Annotated in this window: 17 protein-coding genes; 7 read left to right on the top strand and 10 right to left on the bottom strand. The window is 34.7% G+C overall.

The features are described from left to right. The coding region (locus G7034_RS01180) for a BspA family leucine-rich repeat surface protein (RefSeq protein WP_166399121.1) at positions 1–766 on the bottom strand (766 nt) is incomplete at its 3' end. A gap of 162 nt (positions 767–928) precedes the next feature. On the opposite strand from G7034_RS01180, the gene G7034_RS01175 reads away from it, so the two are divergent. After that, complete coding sequence (locus G7034_RS01175; protein WP_166399120.1) at positions 929–2086, top strand: IS256 family transposase; 1158 nt, start codon at positions 929–931, stop codon at positions 2084–2086. Between the two features lie 207 nt (positions 2087–2293). Here the strand turns inward: G7034_RS01175 and nadD are convergent, their stop codons facing one another. The 8 genes from nadD to G7034_RS01135 all read right to left on the bottom strand — a co-directional run bounded on the left by nadD (position 2294) and on the right by G7034_RS01135 (position 8224). Then, positions 2294–2881: a nicotinate (nicotinamide) nucleotide adenylyltransferase gene (gene nadD, locus G7034_RS01170; RefSeq protein ID WP_166399119.1), complete on the bottom strand. Its 588-nt coding sequence runs from the start codon at positions 2879–2881 to the stop codon at positions 2294–2296. Between the two features lie 53 nt (positions 2882–2934). Then, a complete protein-coding gene (gene gmk, locus G7034_RS01165; protein ID WP_166399118.1) occupies positions 2935–3510 on the bottom strand; it encodes a guanylate kinase in 576 nt (191 codons plus the stop codon). After that, positions 3511–4377 carry a YicC/YloC family endoribonuclease gene (locus G7034_RS01160; RefSeq protein ID WP_166399117.1) on the bottom strand — a complete coding sequence of 289 codons (867 nt, stop codon included), beginning with the start codon at positions 4375–4377 and terminating at the stop codon, positions 3511–3513. Between the two features lie 104 nt (positions 4378–4481). Next, positions 4482–5195, bottom strand: a complete 714-nt coding sequence (locus tag G7034_RS01155) for a tRNA1(Val) (adenine(37)-N6)-methyltransferase (protein ID WP_166399116.1) — start codon at positions 5193–5195, stop codon at positions 4482–4484. A gap of 4 nt (positions 5196–5199) precedes the next feature. Continuing rightward, positions 5200–6198 (bottom strand): DUF1028 domain-containing protein, encoded by a 999-nt coding sequence (locus G7034_RS01150; RefSeq protein ID WP_166399115.1) that lies wholly within the window; start codon positions 6196–6198, stop codon positions 5200–5202. A gap of 2 nt (positions 6199–6200) precedes the next feature. Next, positions 6201–6854, bottom strand: a complete 654-nt coding sequence (locus G7034_RS01145; protein WP_166399114.1) for a CoA transferase subunit B — start codon at positions 6852–6854, stop codon at positions 6201–6203. Positions 6855–6877: 23 nt separating this feature from the next. After that, positions 6878–7576 carry a CoA transferase subunit A gene (locus G7034_RS01140; RefSeq protein WP_166399113.1) on the bottom strand — a complete coding sequence of 233 codons (699 nt, stop codon included), beginning with the start codon at positions 7574–7576 and terminating at the stop codon, positions 6878–6880. 228 nt (positions 7577–7804) lie between these two features. Further along, positions 7805–8224 carry a CBS domain-containing protein gene (locus G7034_RS01135; protein WP_166399112.1) on the bottom strand — a complete coding sequence of 140 codons (420 nt, stop codon included), beginning with the start codon at positions 8222–8224 and terminating at the stop codon, positions 7805–7807. A 219-nt stretch (positions 8225–8443) separates the two neighbouring features. On the opposite strand from G7034_RS01135, the gene G7034_RS01130 reads away from it, so the two are divergent. Continuing rightward, positions 8444–9796: a hydroxymethylglutaryl-CoA synthase family protein gene (locus tag G7034_RS01130; RefSeq protein ID WP_166399111.1), complete on the top strand. Its 1353-nt coding sequence runs from the start codon at positions 8444–8446 to the stop codon at positions 9794–9796. 228 nt (positions 9797–10024) lie between these two features. Here the strand turns inward: G7034_RS01130 and guaD are convergent, their stop codons facing one another. Then, positions 10025–11353: a guanine deaminase gene (guaD, locus tag G7034_RS01125; protein ID WP_166399110.1), complete on the bottom strand. Its 1329-nt coding sequence runs from the start codon at positions 11351–11353 to the stop codon at positions 10025–10027. 257 nt (positions 11354–11610) lie between these two features. Here guaD and G7034_RS01120 point away from each other — a divergent pair, with 257 nt between their 5' ends. The 5 genes from G7034_RS01120 (at position 11611) to G7034_RS01100 (ending at position 15988) form a co-directional block, all read left to right on the top strand. After that, entirely contained in the window at positions 11611–11763 is a 153-nt protein-coding gene (locus G7034_RS01120) for a DUF5522 domain-containing protein (RefSeq protein ID WP_166399109.1), read from the top strand. Continuing rightward, complete coding sequence (locus G7034_RS01115) at positions 11764–13800, top strand: urocanate hydratase (protein WP_166399108.1); 2037 nt, start codon at positions 11764–11766, stop codon at positions 13798–13800. It abuts the gene before it with no gap. Between the two features lie 2 nt (positions 13801–13802). Continuing rightward, the gene (locus G7034_RS01110) at positions 13803–14324 is read left to right on the top strand and encodes a DUF4136 domain-containing protein (protein ID WP_166399107.1); all 522 of its coding nucleotides are present in this window, start codon (positions 13803–13805) and stop codon (positions 14322–14324) included. Positions 14325–14535: 211 nt separating this feature from the next. Next, a complete protein-coding gene (locus G7034_RS01105) occupies positions 14536–14997 on the top strand; it encodes a CYTH domain-containing protein (RefSeq protein ID WP_166399133.1) in 462 nt (153 codons plus the stop codon). 40 nt (positions 14998–15037) lie between these two features. Then, positions 15038–15988, top strand: coding sequence for a GSCFA domain-containing protein (locus tag G7034_RS01100; RefSeq protein WP_166399106.1), 951 nt, complete (start codon positions 15038–15040; stop codon positions 15986–15988). The last annotated feature ends 70 nt before the right edge of the window (positions 15989–16058 follow it).

Below are 16058 nucleotides of genomic sequence, written 5' to 3'. Positions count from 1 at the left end.
AGTTTAGCGCATGATGAAACATACGTTCCATGTTTGTAACATTACTTACATTCCAATTACTAATAGATTGATTAAAAGCCGAGGCCTCAAACATTCTGGACATGTTATTAACATTACTCACATCCCAGTTTCCGATCGCTTGATTAAAAGCTGAGCTGTCAAACATTCTGGACATGTTATTAACATTACTTACATTCCAATTAGATATAGATTGATTAAAGTTTGATGCGGCAAACAAACCGTGCATATTAGTTACATTACTCACATCCCAGTTTCCGATCGCTTGATTAAAAGCTGAGCTGTCAAACATTCTGGACATGTTATTAACATTACTTACATTCCAATTTCCTATAGGTTGATTGAAGTTTGTGCCGTAAAATACGCCCTCCATATTGGTTACATTACCCACATCCCAAATTCCAATAGCTTGGTTGAAATTAGCGCCGTGAAACATCCATTGCATATTAGTTACATTACTAACATCCCAAGAAATTATAGATTGATTTAGCGTTACGTCCCAAAACAAATAACTCAAATCCGTAATCCCACTGGTACAAGTAGTGGCGGCGTTTTGAGGAGTTATTTGTTCGCTGGTTCTTTTTGTATATGTTACACCGTTAACCACGCCGGTTTCACCAATGGCGGCATCTGGACACATACAGGTTACTCCGTTTTCGTGTAAATAAAAGTTGGGGTTTTGCGCATTCATCACTGAGGTTAAAGTCAAAATGAAAACTAATAATAGTGTGTTGTATATGTATTTCATATCAAGTTATTTTATTGTTTTTTAATTAGGTCAAATGGTTCTAAATCAGAAGATTTACAAAGATATCAAATAAAATTTAAAGTTTTAAGGATACTGTCCCAAAAAGTGTGTAAAGTCCAAAAATTGATATTTTTAAATCGAGAAATTTAAATAACAAATATCATGAACTTTACACAACCGCAAATTACAGAAATTATCGAGAGTATCATTAATGAAGAAGATGGATTAAACAAGATTTTACAAACTAGCTTAGAAGCTATAATGAAGTCAGAGCGCGAAGTTTTTAATGAGTTAAATCAAGATTATAGCAATGGTTATCGTACTCGTAAGGCCTTTGGTCATCAAAAAGCAATTGAATTAAGCGTACCCCGTACTCGTAATGGGTTTTATCCAACCATTTTAGCATTACTTAAGAACCAGGAATCAGAAGCTCATGCCATTGCCTTTGATCTCTACAAAAAAGGGTTAACTACTGAACAGGTTGGCGAGACCTTTGACATTATTTACGGCAAAAAATATTCGACCTCTCAAGTGAGCAGAATGTTCAATAGCGCTAGAGAGGATATTAAAACTTGGCTTAAACGTCCTTTATTTGACTATTATCCAATTGTATATATAGATTGTGTATTCTTACCTACAAGGCGAGTAGATAGTGTATCTAAAGAAGCTTATTATGTGTTATTAGCTGTAAGACCAGACAGAACTAGAGAAGTGCTAGGTATTTATAATGCACCTACAGAAGGGGCAGAGCAATGGAAAATTATTTTCGAAGATATCAAGTCCAGAGGGGTAGAAAAGGCAGATTTATTTGTAAGCGATGCATTAGCTGGGATAGAAAATAGTATCGCTTTCCACTTCTCAAAAGCTTCAATTCAACTTTGTGTTGTTCACTTACAGCGACATATGTCAAGTTATGTAAAGCAAAAGCATAAAAAAGAGTTTGCAGAAGATTTTAAGGAAGTGTTTTATACCAACAACAAGAAAGATAATAAAGTCAATGCAATAGAGCGGTTCAACTCAATGTGTGATAAATGGAGTAAATACTACACAAGCTTTACCAAGAAAAAACAAGATTTAAGGACACAGTATTACTTTACATTCTACGAATATGACTACCGTATGCGTAACATGATCTATACCACCAATTGGATAGAGAGACTCAATAGAGATTTTAGACGAACTACAAGAATGAGAGGAGCTCTCCCTAATGTAGATGCCGCATTGCTATTATTAGGTGGAGTGGCAATGGATAAATCTTGTTATAGCAGAAAAGTACCTAAATTAGACTATGAAAAAGATAAATTCAAATGGGAAGATTAGGCAAAGCCTTATTCCGGCTACGCCTCCATAAGGCTTTGCCTAATTTAAAAAAATAAAGTAAATTTGAAAAAAAAGAGAAATATCAATTACACACTTTTTGGGATACTACCTAGAAAGACTAAAAGTTCAAGTAAATAAAGTTTTGATAAATTAAGGATATTAGCTCCTATGCTTATTTGTGAAAAAAATTTTAAGTTTGAATAAGGATTAGTTTCTATAAAAATTCATTTCATCAATGTAGTTCCACGCTTCTGCAGGAAGTAATGGAACTACATTTTTTTCATCCTTAATGGCTTTTCTAATCATACTGGCTGAAATATCAATAATTGGGGTATTTGTAAAATGAATTTTATTATGATTTTGAAACTGTTTTGGAATCTCTTTTTTAGTCATTCTAGGACAAACGTACAACTCATGTCGTTCTAAAATAGTTTCATAATTCTTCCACTTATGAAAACTTACCAAATTATCTTCCCCCATAATTAAATTAAATAAATAATCGGGGTGTTTTTCTTCTAAAACTGCTAAGGTTTTTGCAGTATAATTTGGGGTTGGCATTTTAAATTCAATATCAGATGCTTTTAAATGCTCATATTTTTCTAGACTTCTATACACTAATTCAAATCGGTGGTGGTTGTCTAACAAAGAAGCTTTCTTTTTGAATGGACTTTGTGGAGTAATCACTAACCAAACTTCGTCTAAGTTGGTGAATTCAACTAGATGATTGGCTAAAATAAGATGTCCAATATGAATAGGATTAAAACTTCCAAAATAAAGACCTACACGCTTTTGCATTTTTAAAATTCAAATTTTGATTTTTGTTCTTAGTAATTCTGATGATTAATTAATTACTTTTCAATAAATTCTTTGACCAAATCATAAGCTTCTTCTAAGGCTACATTAAGCTCGTTATTAACAATAATATGATCAAATTGGGGTGCAGTGGCTAATTCAATAGAAGCTTTAGCTACCCGCATATTAATTTTGTCGTCAGATTCTGTCTTACGCTTTTTTAATCTAATCTTTAACTCTTCAATACTTGGTGGTTGAACAAAAACAGCTAAGGTACGTTCTGGATATATTTTTTTAATGTCTAATCCACCTACCACATCAATATCAAAGACCACGTGTTTTCCTTGTGCCCAAATGCGTTCAACTTCCTTTTTTAAAGTACCGTAGAAATTATCTCTATACACTTCTTCCCATTCTAGAAAATCATCATTTTTAATATGATTTTTAAATGTAGTTAAAGACATGAAGTAGTAGTCTGTACCTTCTTTTTCATGATTACGAGGAGCGCGAGAAGTTGCAGAAATTGAAAAGTCTAAATTGAGTTCTTCTTTGCCTAATAAATATCGAACAATAGTCGTTTTTCCTGAACCAGAAGGTGCTGAAAAAACTATTAACTTCCCTTGATTTTCCATTTATAAAACATTGAGCATTTGTTCCTTAATTTTTTCTAATTCATCCTTCATCTCAACCACTAATTTCTGCATAGGAGCAAAATTAGACTTACTTCCAATAGTATTGATTTCTCTTCCAATTTCTTGACCAATAAAGTTGAGTTTTTTTCCGTTAGAATCTTTTGAAGAAAGACTTTCTAAAAAGTAATTCAAATGATTGTCTAATCTAATTTTTTCTTCAGTAATATCATATTTTTCAATATAAAAAACCAACTCTTGTTCAAACCTGTTTTCATCTACTTCAGTTTTGAGTTCTTTTACTGAATTTTGAAGTCGCTCTCTCACATTTTTAATTCGTTCAGGATCAATTTCAATCACTTGTTCAAGTAATTCTTGCAAGCGCTTTATTCTTAATCTGAAGTCTTTTTCTAAGGCTTTTCCTTCATCTAATCGGTACTCATTGATTTTCTCTAAAGCCTCTGAAATACTGCTTTTTATAGCTTCAAATTCAGTGGCTTCTACTTCCGATTTATCATTTGAAACTGAATCGGGTAGCGATAAAGCAAGCTCAAGCATTTTTGCATTTTGAGTCTCATCAACTAGCTTAATTTGCTGAAGTTCGTTGAGGTAAGCTTTTACAACCTGGTGGTTGATTTTAGCCGAAGTTTCTTCGCCAGTGAGTTCAAGTTGCATAGAAAAATCAACCTTTCCACGTTGTAATGAAGCAGCTATTTGTTGCCTCATTTCAAGTTCTTTTTCTCGATATTGCGAGGGCATTCTAGCATTAAGGTCTAAATTTTTACTGTTTAGCGACTTAATTTCTATGCTAATATTTTTAGTAGGAAGTTGGCAAAGGCTCTTCCCGTAACCTGTCATTGACTTAATCATATTCAGCTTTTGTAAAGTTGTGCAAAGGTAAGAAGTTCTTTTTAACCTGAGTTAGATTATAATCACAAAGTCATAATCTGTGGTTTGGGTTATTAGAAACTCACCTACATCTTCAAATAAAAATCTTTTGTAAGGTTGATGTATTCTTGGGTGTAATTGTGTCGGCTGAGTTCAATAGTTAACTCTTCTTCTTGAACTTCTTCGGGCTTATGTTTTTTAAACTCCATTAAACTGCGTTTAAATTCAGAGGAAGGCTGGCCTCTTACTTTGCAAATTCGATGTAAAAAAAGATTGTTTTCTTTAGCCAGTTTGATGAATTTTGATTGCTCTTGAAAAGGAATTACACAAGCAAAAACACCTGCTTCATCAAGAAGCTGATTGACGCCAAAAAGCAAATCTTGAAAGCTTAAATGCTGTGTAAACCTGGCCTCATTTCTCGCATTTATAGCCTTTGCTGTTTGCTCGTAAAAAGGAGGATTTGAAACAATTAGATTGTAGGTAGCATCCATTTCATCTACAAATTCTTGTAAACTTGCATGGTAACAAAATAAGCGGTCATTCCAAGGGGAATTTTCAAAGTTTTCTACGCACTGCTCGTAGGCTTGGTCATTAACTTCAAGAGCATCGATTTCTTGTGCATTACTTCTTTGTGCGACTTGTAGCGCGATAATGCCAGTTCCTGCGCCAATATCTAAGCTGTTGTACAAATGCGTATTTAAATTTATCCAAGCTCCCAGAAGTACGGCATCTGTGCCAATTTTCATGGCGCATTGGTCTTGGTTAACCTCAAATTCTTTAAACCTGAAAATTGCTGCCATAAATTTATAGGTGCTCTATTTCTTCATAGACTTCCTTAGAAATTTCTAAGAAACCTTCGTTGGCAAGTTGTAAAAATAACTTTTGCCAATTTACATTTCCCTTGATGACTTTTTTAAGTGATTTAACCCCTCTTTTTTCATCACCTGAACTAATAATTGCTATCGATTTCCAAAATTGCAACTCGATATTAGTCGGCATTAAATCTTCGGCTTTGTTATAAAGTTCTAGCGCTGTTGGATAATCTTTATGTTCTAAAGCTACATCAGCTTGATTCATAAACTCATAACCTCTATGTACATTCAATAAGCGTTCTAATTGATTTATAGGACGGTTGGCGTCCTCAACTCTTAAATCAATTTCTGGTTCTTTTTCTTCTTCTCCTTTGTTGGGAGAAATTTGAACTACAATCAATGCAGCAGATTGTTGACCTCTAATATCTCCACCGGCCTCTTGAGCTGCTTTTAATGCTTCTAAAACTCGCTCTGGAAGCGGTAAATTTTTATTTTCTTCAAAAGCTAAACTCATGCTAGGCACTACTTGATCGTTAACCATCATATTAGCTTGCACCGAGTAGTTTTCACCTATGTAGTGTGTAGCATTCTGAATACACTTTTCGCCAGTAAAGCTCGAAATTCTTCCTTGTGCATCTAAAATTGCAAATTGCCTGTAATCTACACCCTCGTCTTCGGTTAAAAGTTTACTGAGGACTTCTTCAGGATGCATGTTTTTGGTAAGTAATTTCAAGCCTTCATAACCAAGTTTTGTATTTGCAAACGACTGCGTGGCAATAACACCAACGCCAGCTTTTGCCCAAGGAACAATACGCCCAACATTAAACCAATGACTTTGCACACCAACAGCCATCAAGCCTTCTTCTTGGTCAATTGCTATAATTGAGTAGGTATGAGCAAATTCATCTGAAATAGGCATTTTAGATTCTTGACCTATAACGGATTGAAAACAGACTAACAGGACAAGCCTTAATCGATTTAATAATGACATAGCTACATTTTCATTTCAGTTACATTTTCAGGGATAAGTAAATCACCTTCTGTCGCTTTTTTAATTTCTTCAATGTTAATTCCTGGCGCGCGTTCCAAAAGTTTGAATTTTCCATCAACAATTTCTAAAACTGCTAAATTGGTAACAATTTTAGTTACACATTTAACGCCTGTTAGCGGGAGAGAGCACTCTTTTAAAAGTTTAGATTGTCCTGCTCTATTAGTGTGCATCATAGCCACAATAATATTTTTTGCTGAACCAACTAAATCCATTGCGCCTCCCATACCTTTTACCATTTTTCCGGGGATTTTCCAGTTGGCAATATTTCCATTCTGGGCTACTTCCATAGCGCCTAAAATAGTTAAATCTACGTGCTGTCCTCTAATCATACCAAAACTCATGGCAGAATCAAAAAAACTAGCTCCTTTTCGTGCGGTGATGGTTTGTTTGCCCGCATTAATTAAATCGGCATCTACATTTGCTTCAGTAGGGAAAGGGCCCATTCCTAAAATACCGTTTTCGCTTTGAAATTCCACTTGTATGTCATCACGCACGTAATTTGCTACTAAGGTAGGAATACCAATTCCTAAGTTCACATAATAACCGTCCTTTACTTCTTGAGCTATGCGTTTTGCAATTCCATTTTTATCTAACATTTTTCTTTCTTTAAGGGGTTAATTTAGGCTTCTTTAGTGGTTCGCTGTTCAATTCTTTTTTCGTAATTTTTACCTTCAAAAATTCGTTGAACAAAAACACCGGGCACATGTACAAAGTTAGGGTCTAATTCACCTGGCTTCACCAATTCTTCAACTTCAACTACTGTAATTTTTGCTGCTCCACACATTACGGGATTGAAATTTCTGGCGGTACCTTTAAAGATTAGATTTCCTGCCTCATCGCCTTTCCAGGCTTTAATAAAAGCAAAATCGGCATGAAAGGCAGTTTCCATAATATGGGGTTTGCCGTTAAAGTCACGTACCTCTTTTCCTTCGGCAACTTCGGTGCCGTAACCTGCTGGTGTGAAAAACGCTGGAATTCCGTGTTGTGCTGCTCTACAACGTTCTGCTAAAGTTCCTTGCGGTACTAAATCTACCTCCAATTCGCCACTTAACATTTGCCGTTCAAATTCAGCGTTTTCTCCTACATAAGAAGAAATCATTTTTTTTATTTGCTTTTTCTTCAGCAAAAGTCCTAACCCAAAATCATCTACCCCAGCATTGTTGGAAATACAGGTAATGTCTTTTACATTTAAATTCACTAATTCATTGATGCTGTTTTCTGGAATACCGCATAAACCAAAACCACCTAACATAAAGGTCATACTATCTTTTACACCTGTTAAGGCTTCTTGTACATTATTTACTTTTTTGATAATCATCTTACAACTAGTTTAAGATTATTGTATGTTTAAGTGGTTTGTTTTAAAACCGACTGTTCTTGCAATTATAAGGAATTTTACGGACTTATTTTGAATTTTGTGAACTGGATTAAGACCTTGCTATTTTCTTTCTAGTTTCAATTTTCAAGTAAATTTTATCCTAAAAAAAAGCTGCTTCAAAGGGTTGAAACAGCTGATAGTTGAACTAATTAAATTTTAATTAAGTACTTAATATTGATTTACTAAGTATTTAATGATATCTGTAGTAGTTACAATTCCAACCAATTTATTGTTTTGAACAACAGGTAAAGCGTGAAATTCTGCATTAGTAAAAATTTCTGCTACATCTTTAACATTGTCATCTGCTTGAACGGTTTTTACATGACTTGTCATTACTTGTTCTAACGTAAACATGTCGTAAACCGTTGTTTCTACACTATCTCCGCCATCATCAGTAGCATCGGCAAAAGAAATTCTTAGCAAGTCGGTATAGCTTAACATTCCTACTATTTCATCTCCTGAAACCACAGGTAAATGTCTAATTTTGTTTTTTTTGAAAAGCGATTCGGCTTTTGTTAAGCTATCGTTTAAGTTCAGTTTCACTAAATTATCGGTCATTATTTTTGATACGGCTACTCTCTGTTTCATAATCCTGTTTTTTAATTTATAGAACAAAGGTGAAACATATACTCACTTTTTAAAATGATATCTATCAGCTTACCAAAATTTAAGCCTTATTTTTTTGAATATTACAGAAAAAATGAATAAAACCGAATTATCTGTAAAAATGAACAACAACTTAAATAAAAAACCTATTAAATTGGGATTCCTGCTAATAATTATTAAAATTTGCTTTAAAAAAAACTTATGAAAATAGGAATTTCCAGTATTCATTTTGACGTACCTAAAATTTATCTTCCCATTGAAGACTTAGCTAAAGAAAGAGCTATTGAAGCAGCCAAGTTAGAAAAAGGCTTAGGTTTACAGCGTATGTCTTTTCCAGATGTTCATCAAGATGTTGTTTGCTTTGCGGCTAATGCCGTGATTAAATTAATGGAGACAGAGAACTTAAAACCTAGTCAAATAGATCGAATTTATGTAGGAACTGAGAGTGCTCTAGATAGTTCAAAACCTCTAGCCAGTTTTCTTTTGCCTATTTTAGCAGAAAAGTTTGATGATGAAAACCCACATTGCGATGTAGTTGACCTCACCTTTGCTTGTATTGGTGGAGTAGATGCCTTGCAGAATTGCTTAGATTACGTTCGTTTAAGACCTGAGAAAAAATGCCTTGTAGTTTGTTCAGATTTTGCTAAATACGATTTGAGTTCAACTGGCGAATACACCCAAGGTGCTGGTGCTGTGGCAATGCTTATTGAAGCTCATCCAAAATTGCTAAGCTTTCCGCTTGAATCCGGGGTTTCTAGTAGAGGCGTCTTTGATTTTTTCAAACCCAAACGAAGCTTTCAGAAAAGGCAAATTTTAAATTCAAATGTAGCTGCCGACCATTTTTCTCATTATGAAGAAGAATTATTAGTGGCTAGAGAACAACCCGTTTTTGATGGTCAATATTCTAATCAGTCTTACCTAGAACGCGTTAAAGAAGCTTATTATGATTTAAAAAAACAGAAAGCATCCAACACACCTTGTTACAAAAATTGGTCATTGATTTTAATGCATTTACCTTATTGTTTTCAAGCTAGGAGAATGTTTTGGCAACTCATTGCCGAGGAACAACCTGAGCTAAATTCTTCTTTTCAAGGGGCCACTGAAGCCGATAAATGGAAAGCTTTTAGTAAGTCTGAGGCTTACAAGAAAATTGTTCAGGAAAAAATTTATCCAGCAGAAATTGCTTCTGGAAAAGTAGGTAATATTTACACAGGTTCATTGTTTTTAGGTTTGCTTTCCGCCTTATATTTTTCAGCTAAGGAAAATCAAAATCTAAGCAAGCATACACTTGGATTTATGGCTTATGGAAGCGGAGCAAAAGCTAAAGTTTTTGAAGCTGAAGTTGAAGCTGAATGGAAGGAACAAATAAAGAAAACCAACCTCTTTGAAACTTTAGAAAAAGCCCAAGCTATATCCTTTGAAACCTATAAAGACTTGTATTTAAAGCGAACAAATAAATCTGTCTTACCTGTGAAAAATGAAGTTTATTTAAAGCGTGTTGAAAAAGAAAATTCAACTACTTATGGAGCTCGTTTTTACGCCATAGCTAACTGATACCAATTTAACCATCAAATGACGCTATTTAGCTCATTCATTTTCCCATATATTTCCTTGTTTACAATTTCCTTAACCCTGCTATGCAAATTATTCACAGCGTTATATATGAAAAAAGCAATTTCGCTCTCTTAACGACATTTAATAGTAAAATTGGTATGATACCAATCTTTAATTAATTAGATAAAATTTTAGTTTAGTTATTGAACTGCCTATATATTCGTTGTTTTATTTTTCAAAATCATGAGGTAACTTATATTTTTCTCCTAAAATATAAGTCGCTGTAATATTTTCTTTATAACCTAATATTTGAAGTACAAAAAGTTGTTCTTCGATGGTGTTGGCCGATTTCATTCTAAGTTTTTGAAGCGAATTTACCGCAGGATGAATGATATTGAAATCGGCTTCCATTCCTGGATTTAATTGGCCTATTTTGTTATCTAAACTCAGTGCTTTTGCTCCGCCTAAAGTAGCTAAATAGAAAGCCTTTAAAGGCGAAAGTGATTTTTTACTTTCATTAGAAAACATGCCTTTTCTTAGCTGAGTTACTTTGTAGGCTTCATTTAATGTGTTAAACATATTAAAGCTGGTTCCTGCACCTACATCTGTTCCCATTCCAACATCAATACCCATTTTTTCTGCCTTTTCTAAGTTGAAAAGACCACTTCCAAGAAATAAATTTGAAGTCGGACAAAAAGCAATATTACATTGTTTATGAGCTAATTCATTCCATTCTTCGTCTTTCAAATGAATGCAGTGTGCAAAAACCGACTTTTTTGTAAGCAGATTAGCCTGTTTATAAACATCTAAGTAATTTTTTGCTTTAGGAAAAAGTTGCTGAGTAAATTCAATTTCATTTTTATTTTCAGAAAGATGTGTATGCAAATAGATACCTGGAAATTCCTTTAATAGTCTCCCTGCTTTTTGAAGTTGTTCGGGGCTTGAAGTGATAGCAAAACGAGGAGTTACCGCATAGCTTAATCGTTTTTTGCCATGCCATTTTTCAATTAATTCTTTGCTTTCTTTATAGCTAGATTCGGGCGTGTCTTGCAAAGCTTCAGGCGCATTTCTGTCCATCATTACTTTGCCGCAAATCATTCTCAGGTTTCGCTTTTCAGCTTCTTCAAAAAAAGCATCCACCGAGTTTTTATGAACACTCCCAAAGACCAAGGCTGTGGTTGTTCCGTTACTGAGTAATTCATTCAGAAAGAAAGAAGAAATTTCTTTTGCGTAATTGGGATCGTCAAACTTCATCTCGGTAGGGAAGGTATATTTTTCTAACCATTCTAATAAAGCTTCGCCGTAGGCTGCAATCATTTCAGTTTGCGGATAATGAATATGCGTATCTATAAACCCCGGAACAATCCATTGGTTTTGGTAATCGTGCCATTCTAATTCAAATTTTTCAGCAGTAGTGACTTCAGCAAAATGCTTCACCGCTTCAATGATTCCATTTTTTGTCATTAAAACATGATTGGGCAAATGCACTAAAGCATCACTATCCAAGTTTGGGTCTGCTTTAAAATAAAGTAGGTTTCCGTGAAAAGCTTTCCGCATATTATATTTATTTTTGACCTACAAAGGTAGAATTTTATTGTTTAGCTGCATTGTTTCAATTGAAATCGGAATTATATGCAACACCCCTCTAATCTTCAATTTTTTTAATTTAAAATGTTTTTAAAGAAATTAGGCTAAAGTTTCAATGACTAGTTAAATCACTATTTACATTACTCGGGGTTAATTAATTCTCAAGATTAGGAAGTTGGCTTCTTATTTACTTTTAGTTTATGTAAATTTGTATAAAATTAGTACAAGTGAAAAAGAGAATCCCTATTGAAAAAGGCGATTACTACTTAACTCCTGAAGGCTACAAATGCTTTACCCAACAGTACCACCTTAAGCGTGGATATTGCTGTAAAAGCGGTTGCCGGCATTGTCCTTACGGGTACAATAAAAAACAAGAATAAATGGAAACAACATTAACTTTTGCATCGGCAATTAAACAAGGTATTCCTGCTGAATTGCCAGCGCCAAAACCTTACGAAGAAAGTGTTAATCATGCACCTATTAGAAAGCAAATTCTTACTGCTGAAGAGAAAAAACTAGCCTTAAGAAATGCTTTACGTTATTTTGAATCTAAGCATCACGCTATTTTAATTCCAGAGTTTAAAGAAGAGTTAGAAACTTATGGTAGAATTTATATGCATCGGTTTAGACCGGATTATAAAATCTATGCGCGTCCAATTCATGAATATCCAGGAAATAGCTTAGAAGCAAAAGCCCTTATGTTGATGATTCAAAATAACTTGGATCACGCTGTGGCACAACATCCTCATGAATTAATTACCTACGGAGGAAATGGCGGTGTTTTTCAAAATTGGGCACAGTATTTAATCACTATGCAGTATTTGTCTGAAATGACCGACGAACAAACTTTAGTGATGTATTCTGGGCATCCGATGGGGCTTTTTCCTTCGCATAAAAATGCACCGCGAGTTGTGGTAACCAACGGAATGGTAATACCTAACTATTCCAAGTCAGACGATTGGGAGAAATTTAATGCGCTGGGCGTTTCACAGTATGGGCAAATGACCGCAGGAAGTTATATGTATATTGGTCCACAGGGAATTGTGCATGGAACGACAATTACCGTATTAAACGGATTTAGAAAAATAAATAAATCGCCTGAAGGTGGTCTGTTTGTAACCGCTGGTCTTGGCGGAATGAGTGGAGCTCAACCCAAAGCGGGGAATATTGCTGGTTGTGTAACGGTTTGTGCGGAAGTGAATCTAAAAGCTACTCAAACACGACATAGTCAGGGATGGGTGGATGAAGTGATCAGCGATTTAGACCAACTTACTCATCGCGTTAAGGAAGCTATGGCTAACAAAGAAGTGGTTTCTATTGCTTATGATGGAAATGTAGTTGAGGTATGGGAAAAGTTTGATGAAGAAAATATTCATATTGATTTAGGAAGTGATCAAACCTCTTTGCATAATCCTTGGGCTGGTGGTTATTATCCAGTGGGTTATTCTTACGAAGAAGCAAACCAAATGATAGCCGAGCAACCGGAGGATTTCAAAAAAATAGTGAAAGAAAGTCTGATAAGACATGCAGAAGCAGTTAATGCACATACCAAAAAAGGAACCTATTTCTTTGATTATGGAAATGCTTTTTTACTAGAAGCTTCAAGAGCTGGTGCTAAAGTTTTTAAAGATAGCAATGGTAATTTGGTAAATCAAGAAACCCTTGGCGATCCCAATGCACCTTTTGCTTACCCTAGTTACGTACAAGATATTGTGGGGCCAATGTGTTTTGACTACGGATTTGGTCCATTTAGGTGGGTTTGTGCCTCTGGAAATCCAGAAGATTTAGCCAAAACTGATGAAATTGCTACCGAAGTTTTAGAACATTTAAAGCAAGATGCGCCCGAAGAAATTCAGCAACAAATGGAGGATAACATCAAATGGATTAAGGGAGCGCAAGAAAATCAAATGGTGGTAGGTTCTCAAGCAAGGATTTTGTATGCTGATGCTTTGGGAAGAATGAAAATAGCCGAAGCTTTTAATAAAGCCATTGAAGCCGGAATAATTGGCCCCGTAATTTTAGGAAGAGATCATCACGATGTATCTGGAACAGATTCGCCTTACCGTGAAACTTCCAATATTTATGACGGAAGTAAATTTACGGCTGATATGGCCATTCACAATGTAATTGGCGATAGCTTTAGAGGCGCTACCTGGGTAAGTATTCACAACGGTGGTGGCGTTGGCTGGGGCGAAGTAATTAACGGTGGATTTGGTATGCTTCTTGATGGTAGTTCTAATGCAAACAACAAGTTGCATTCAATGCTTCATTGGGATGTGAACAACGGAATTGCAAGACGTTCTTGGGCGAGAAATGACGAAGCTATTTTTGCTATTAAACGCGCCATGGAAATGGAACCAAAACTAAAAGTAAGTATTCCCAATAAAGTTGATGATGCGCTTCTAGAAAATATGTAAACATGAGAGCGGCGATTATTTTTGTAGGATTTTTGATTGGTTTGAGCACGCTAAGTTCGTGTTCAAGCATAAGTGTAACTTCAGATTACGATAGGGAGATTGATTTTTCTCAATACAAAACCTTTGCTTTTTACAAGCCAGGTATTGATGCAGTTGAAATTTCTGATTTAGATAAACGCCGAATTTTGCGCGCCATAGACAGAGAACTAAGCCAAAAAGGAATGATGAAGTCTTCCAACCCCGATTTGTTAATCAACATTTTTACAGAAGAACAAGATTATGTAAATGTGTGGAATAACTGGGGCTGGGGAATGGGCTGGGGTTGGGGAATGGGAATGCCCATGAACAGTGTTCACCGAACCACCGAAGGTATTTTATACATTGATTTCATTGATAAACAAAGCAATCGGTTAGTTTGGCAAGGCATGGGGGAAGGTATTTTGTCGCAAAGCATGGATAAAAAAGAAGCTTTTATCAATGAAATTGTAGCTAAAATATTGAATAGGTATCCGCCTGAAAGGTAATTGAGTTTCATTAAAAAAATGCTTTATGATTAAGTCAATTTTATAACTTCTTGAATTCAAAGATGTTTACTTTTTTAAGTCAAAACTTATTACAAAAGTAAAACATCGTTTGTTTTTTTAATAAAATTACTCAGGCAGAACAAATCAGAAGCTTTTCTTCATATTCTAAGTCATGTTTAATTTACCTTTGAATTCTAAAGACAATCACTCCATGCAAGAAATAGAACGCAAGTTTTTAGTAACTAATACCGATTTTAAACAGGAAGCTTTTCAACAAACCCATTTGGTGCAAGGGTATTTAAACTCTACGCCAGAAAGAACAGTGAGAATTCGCGTAAGTAATGAACAAGCCTGGATTACTGTTAAAGGAAAATCTTCTGCTGATGGAACTTCACGTTTTGAATGGGAAAAAGAAATTCCGCTTCAGGAAGCCAAACAATTACTTGCTTTATGCGAAGAATTTCTGATTGAAAAAACCCGCTATTTAGTAAAAGCAGGAAAGCATACTTTTGAAGTAGATGAATTTCATGGCAAGCATAATGGTTTGTTGATAGCTGAAGTTGAACTTCAAGACGCCAAGGAAACTTTTGAAAAACCAGTATGGTTAGGTCAGGAAGTAACAGGACAAAAAGAATACTACAATGCCTATTTAAAATCGCATCCAATTACTTAATTTTTATGCATAATTTTGATTGGTGAGAAAATAGTAAGCTATGAAATTGACATTAGAAGTTCCTTTAAAAAAAGCTAAACAACCTTTGAATTATTCGCATAAAACCGCTTTTATAGGTTCTTGTTTTAGTGATCATATTTTTAATCGACTTGCTTATTTTGAATTTGATTGCATAACTAATCCTTTAGGTACTTTTTTTCATCCTTACAGTATAGAGAACTTTCTAAAGCTGGTGTATAAAAAACACAGGTTTACCTCAGCAGCTGTTTTTAAGCATCAAGGAATCTTTAGGTGTTTTGATGCGCATTCAAAATTATCGGCTACCTCTTCAGAAAAATTAGTCAATCAGCTCAATGAAGTTATTAGTCATACGCATGCTTACCTGCAGCAGACAAATTTTGTTTGGATAAGTTTAGGAAGTGCTTTTGTGTATTTTCATAAGAAGGAGAATCGTTATGTGGCTAATTGTCATCAGCTTCCAAGTAAAGAGTTTAACAAAGAACTTACTAGTGTGAGTGATTTGTTTAAAAGCTTATATACATCAGTGAATCTATTAAAAAGCTTAAACCCTTCTATTCAAGTAGGTTTTACAATTTCTCCGGTGAGGCATGTGAAAGATGGAATTATTGAAAACAACAGAAGCAAGTCGCATCTTCAGGTGGCTTTACATGATTTATTAGCGAAAGACCCAAGCCTAAATTATTTTCCTGCCTTTGAAATTTTTCAGGACGAATTGAGGGATTACAGGTTTTACGCTTCAGATTTAGTACACCCCAATCGCTTAGGAATTGATTATGTATGGGAAAAATTTAAAGCTACTCATATTGAAAGTTCTGTATTTGAATTAATGAATAAAATAGAGCAATACAACAGAGGCGTTAATCACAAAAGCAGGCATCCTGAGAGCGAAAAACACCAACAGTTTTTGCTTTTCCAGCAACGCTTAAAAAAAGAAATAGACCTTGAAAAAGCAAAATGGAAACCTGCTTAAGCTTGGTTTTTCTTGATTTATTAAATAGTTGACCTTTTTCCTTAAAAAGAAGTACATTTGATTTTTAATT

Source organism: Psychroflexus maritimus (assembly GCF_011089875.1).
Taxonomy (GTDB): domain Bacteria; phylum Bacteroidota; class Bacteroidia; order Flavobacteriales; family Flavobacteriaceae; genus Psychroflexus; species Psychroflexus maritimus.
The sequence above is the reverse complement of the archived record's forward strand: the minus strand, read 5'-3'. Positions and strand labels throughout refer to the sequence as shown.

Coding starts and splice junctions, on each gene's coding strand:
- guaD (WP_166399110.1), bottom strand. CDS start 11,353: ATGCGGAAAGCTTTTCACGGAAACCTACTTTATTTTAAAGCAGACCCA.
- G7034_RS01155 (WP_166399116.1), bottom strand. CDS start 5,195: ATGGCAGCAATTTTCAGGTTTAAAGAATTTGAGGTTAACCAAGACCAA.
- G7034_RS01100 (WP_166399106.1), top strand. CDS start 15,038: ATGAAATTGACATTAGAAGTTCCTTTAAAAAAAGCTAAACAACCTTTG.
- G7034_RS01135 (WP_166399112.1), bottom strand. CDS start 8,224: ATGAAACAGAGAGTAGCCGTATCAAAAATAATGACCGATAATTTAGTG.
- nadD (WP_166399119.1), bottom strand. CDS start 2,881: ATGCAAAAGCGTGTAGGTCTTTATTTTGGAAGTTTTAATCCTATTCAT.
- G7034_RS01175 (WP_166399120.1), top strand. CDS start 929: ATGAACTTTACACAACCGCAAATTACAGAAATTATCGAGAGTATCATT.
- G7034_RS01150 (WP_166399115.1), bottom strand. CDS start 6,198: ATGTCATTATTAAATCGATTAAGGCTTGTCCTGTTAGTCTGTTTTCAA.
- G7034_RS01110 (WP_166399107.1), top strand. CDS start 13,803: ATGAGAGCGGCGATTATTTTTGTAGGATTTTTGATTGGTTTGAGCACG.
- G7034_RS01140 (WP_166399113.1), bottom strand. CDS start 7,576: ATGATTATCAAAAAAGTAAATAATGTACAAGAAGCCTTAACAGGTGTA.
- G7034_RS01130 (WP_166399111.1), top strand. CDS start 8,444: ATGAAAATAGGAATTTCCAGTATTCATTTTGACGTACCTAAAATTTAT.
- G7034_RS01160 (WP_166399117.1), bottom strand. CDS start 4,377: ATGATTAAGTCAATGACAGGTTACGGGAAGAGCCTTTGCCAACTTCCT.
- G7034_RS01145 (WP_166399114.1), bottom strand. CDS start 6,854: ATGTTAGATAAAAATGGAATTGCAAAACGCATAGCTCAAGAAGTAAAG.
- G7034_RS01105 (WP_166399133.1), top strand. CDS start 14,536: ATGCAAGAAATAGAACGCAAGTTTTTAGTAACTAATACCGATTTTAAA.
- G7034_RS01115 (WP_166399108.1), top strand. CDS start 11,764: ATGGAAACAACATTAACTTTTGCATCGGCAATTAAACAAGGTATTCCT.
- gmk (WP_166399118.1), bottom strand. CDS start 3,510: ATGGAAAATCAAGGGAAGTTAATAGTTTTTTCAGCACCTTCTGGTTCA.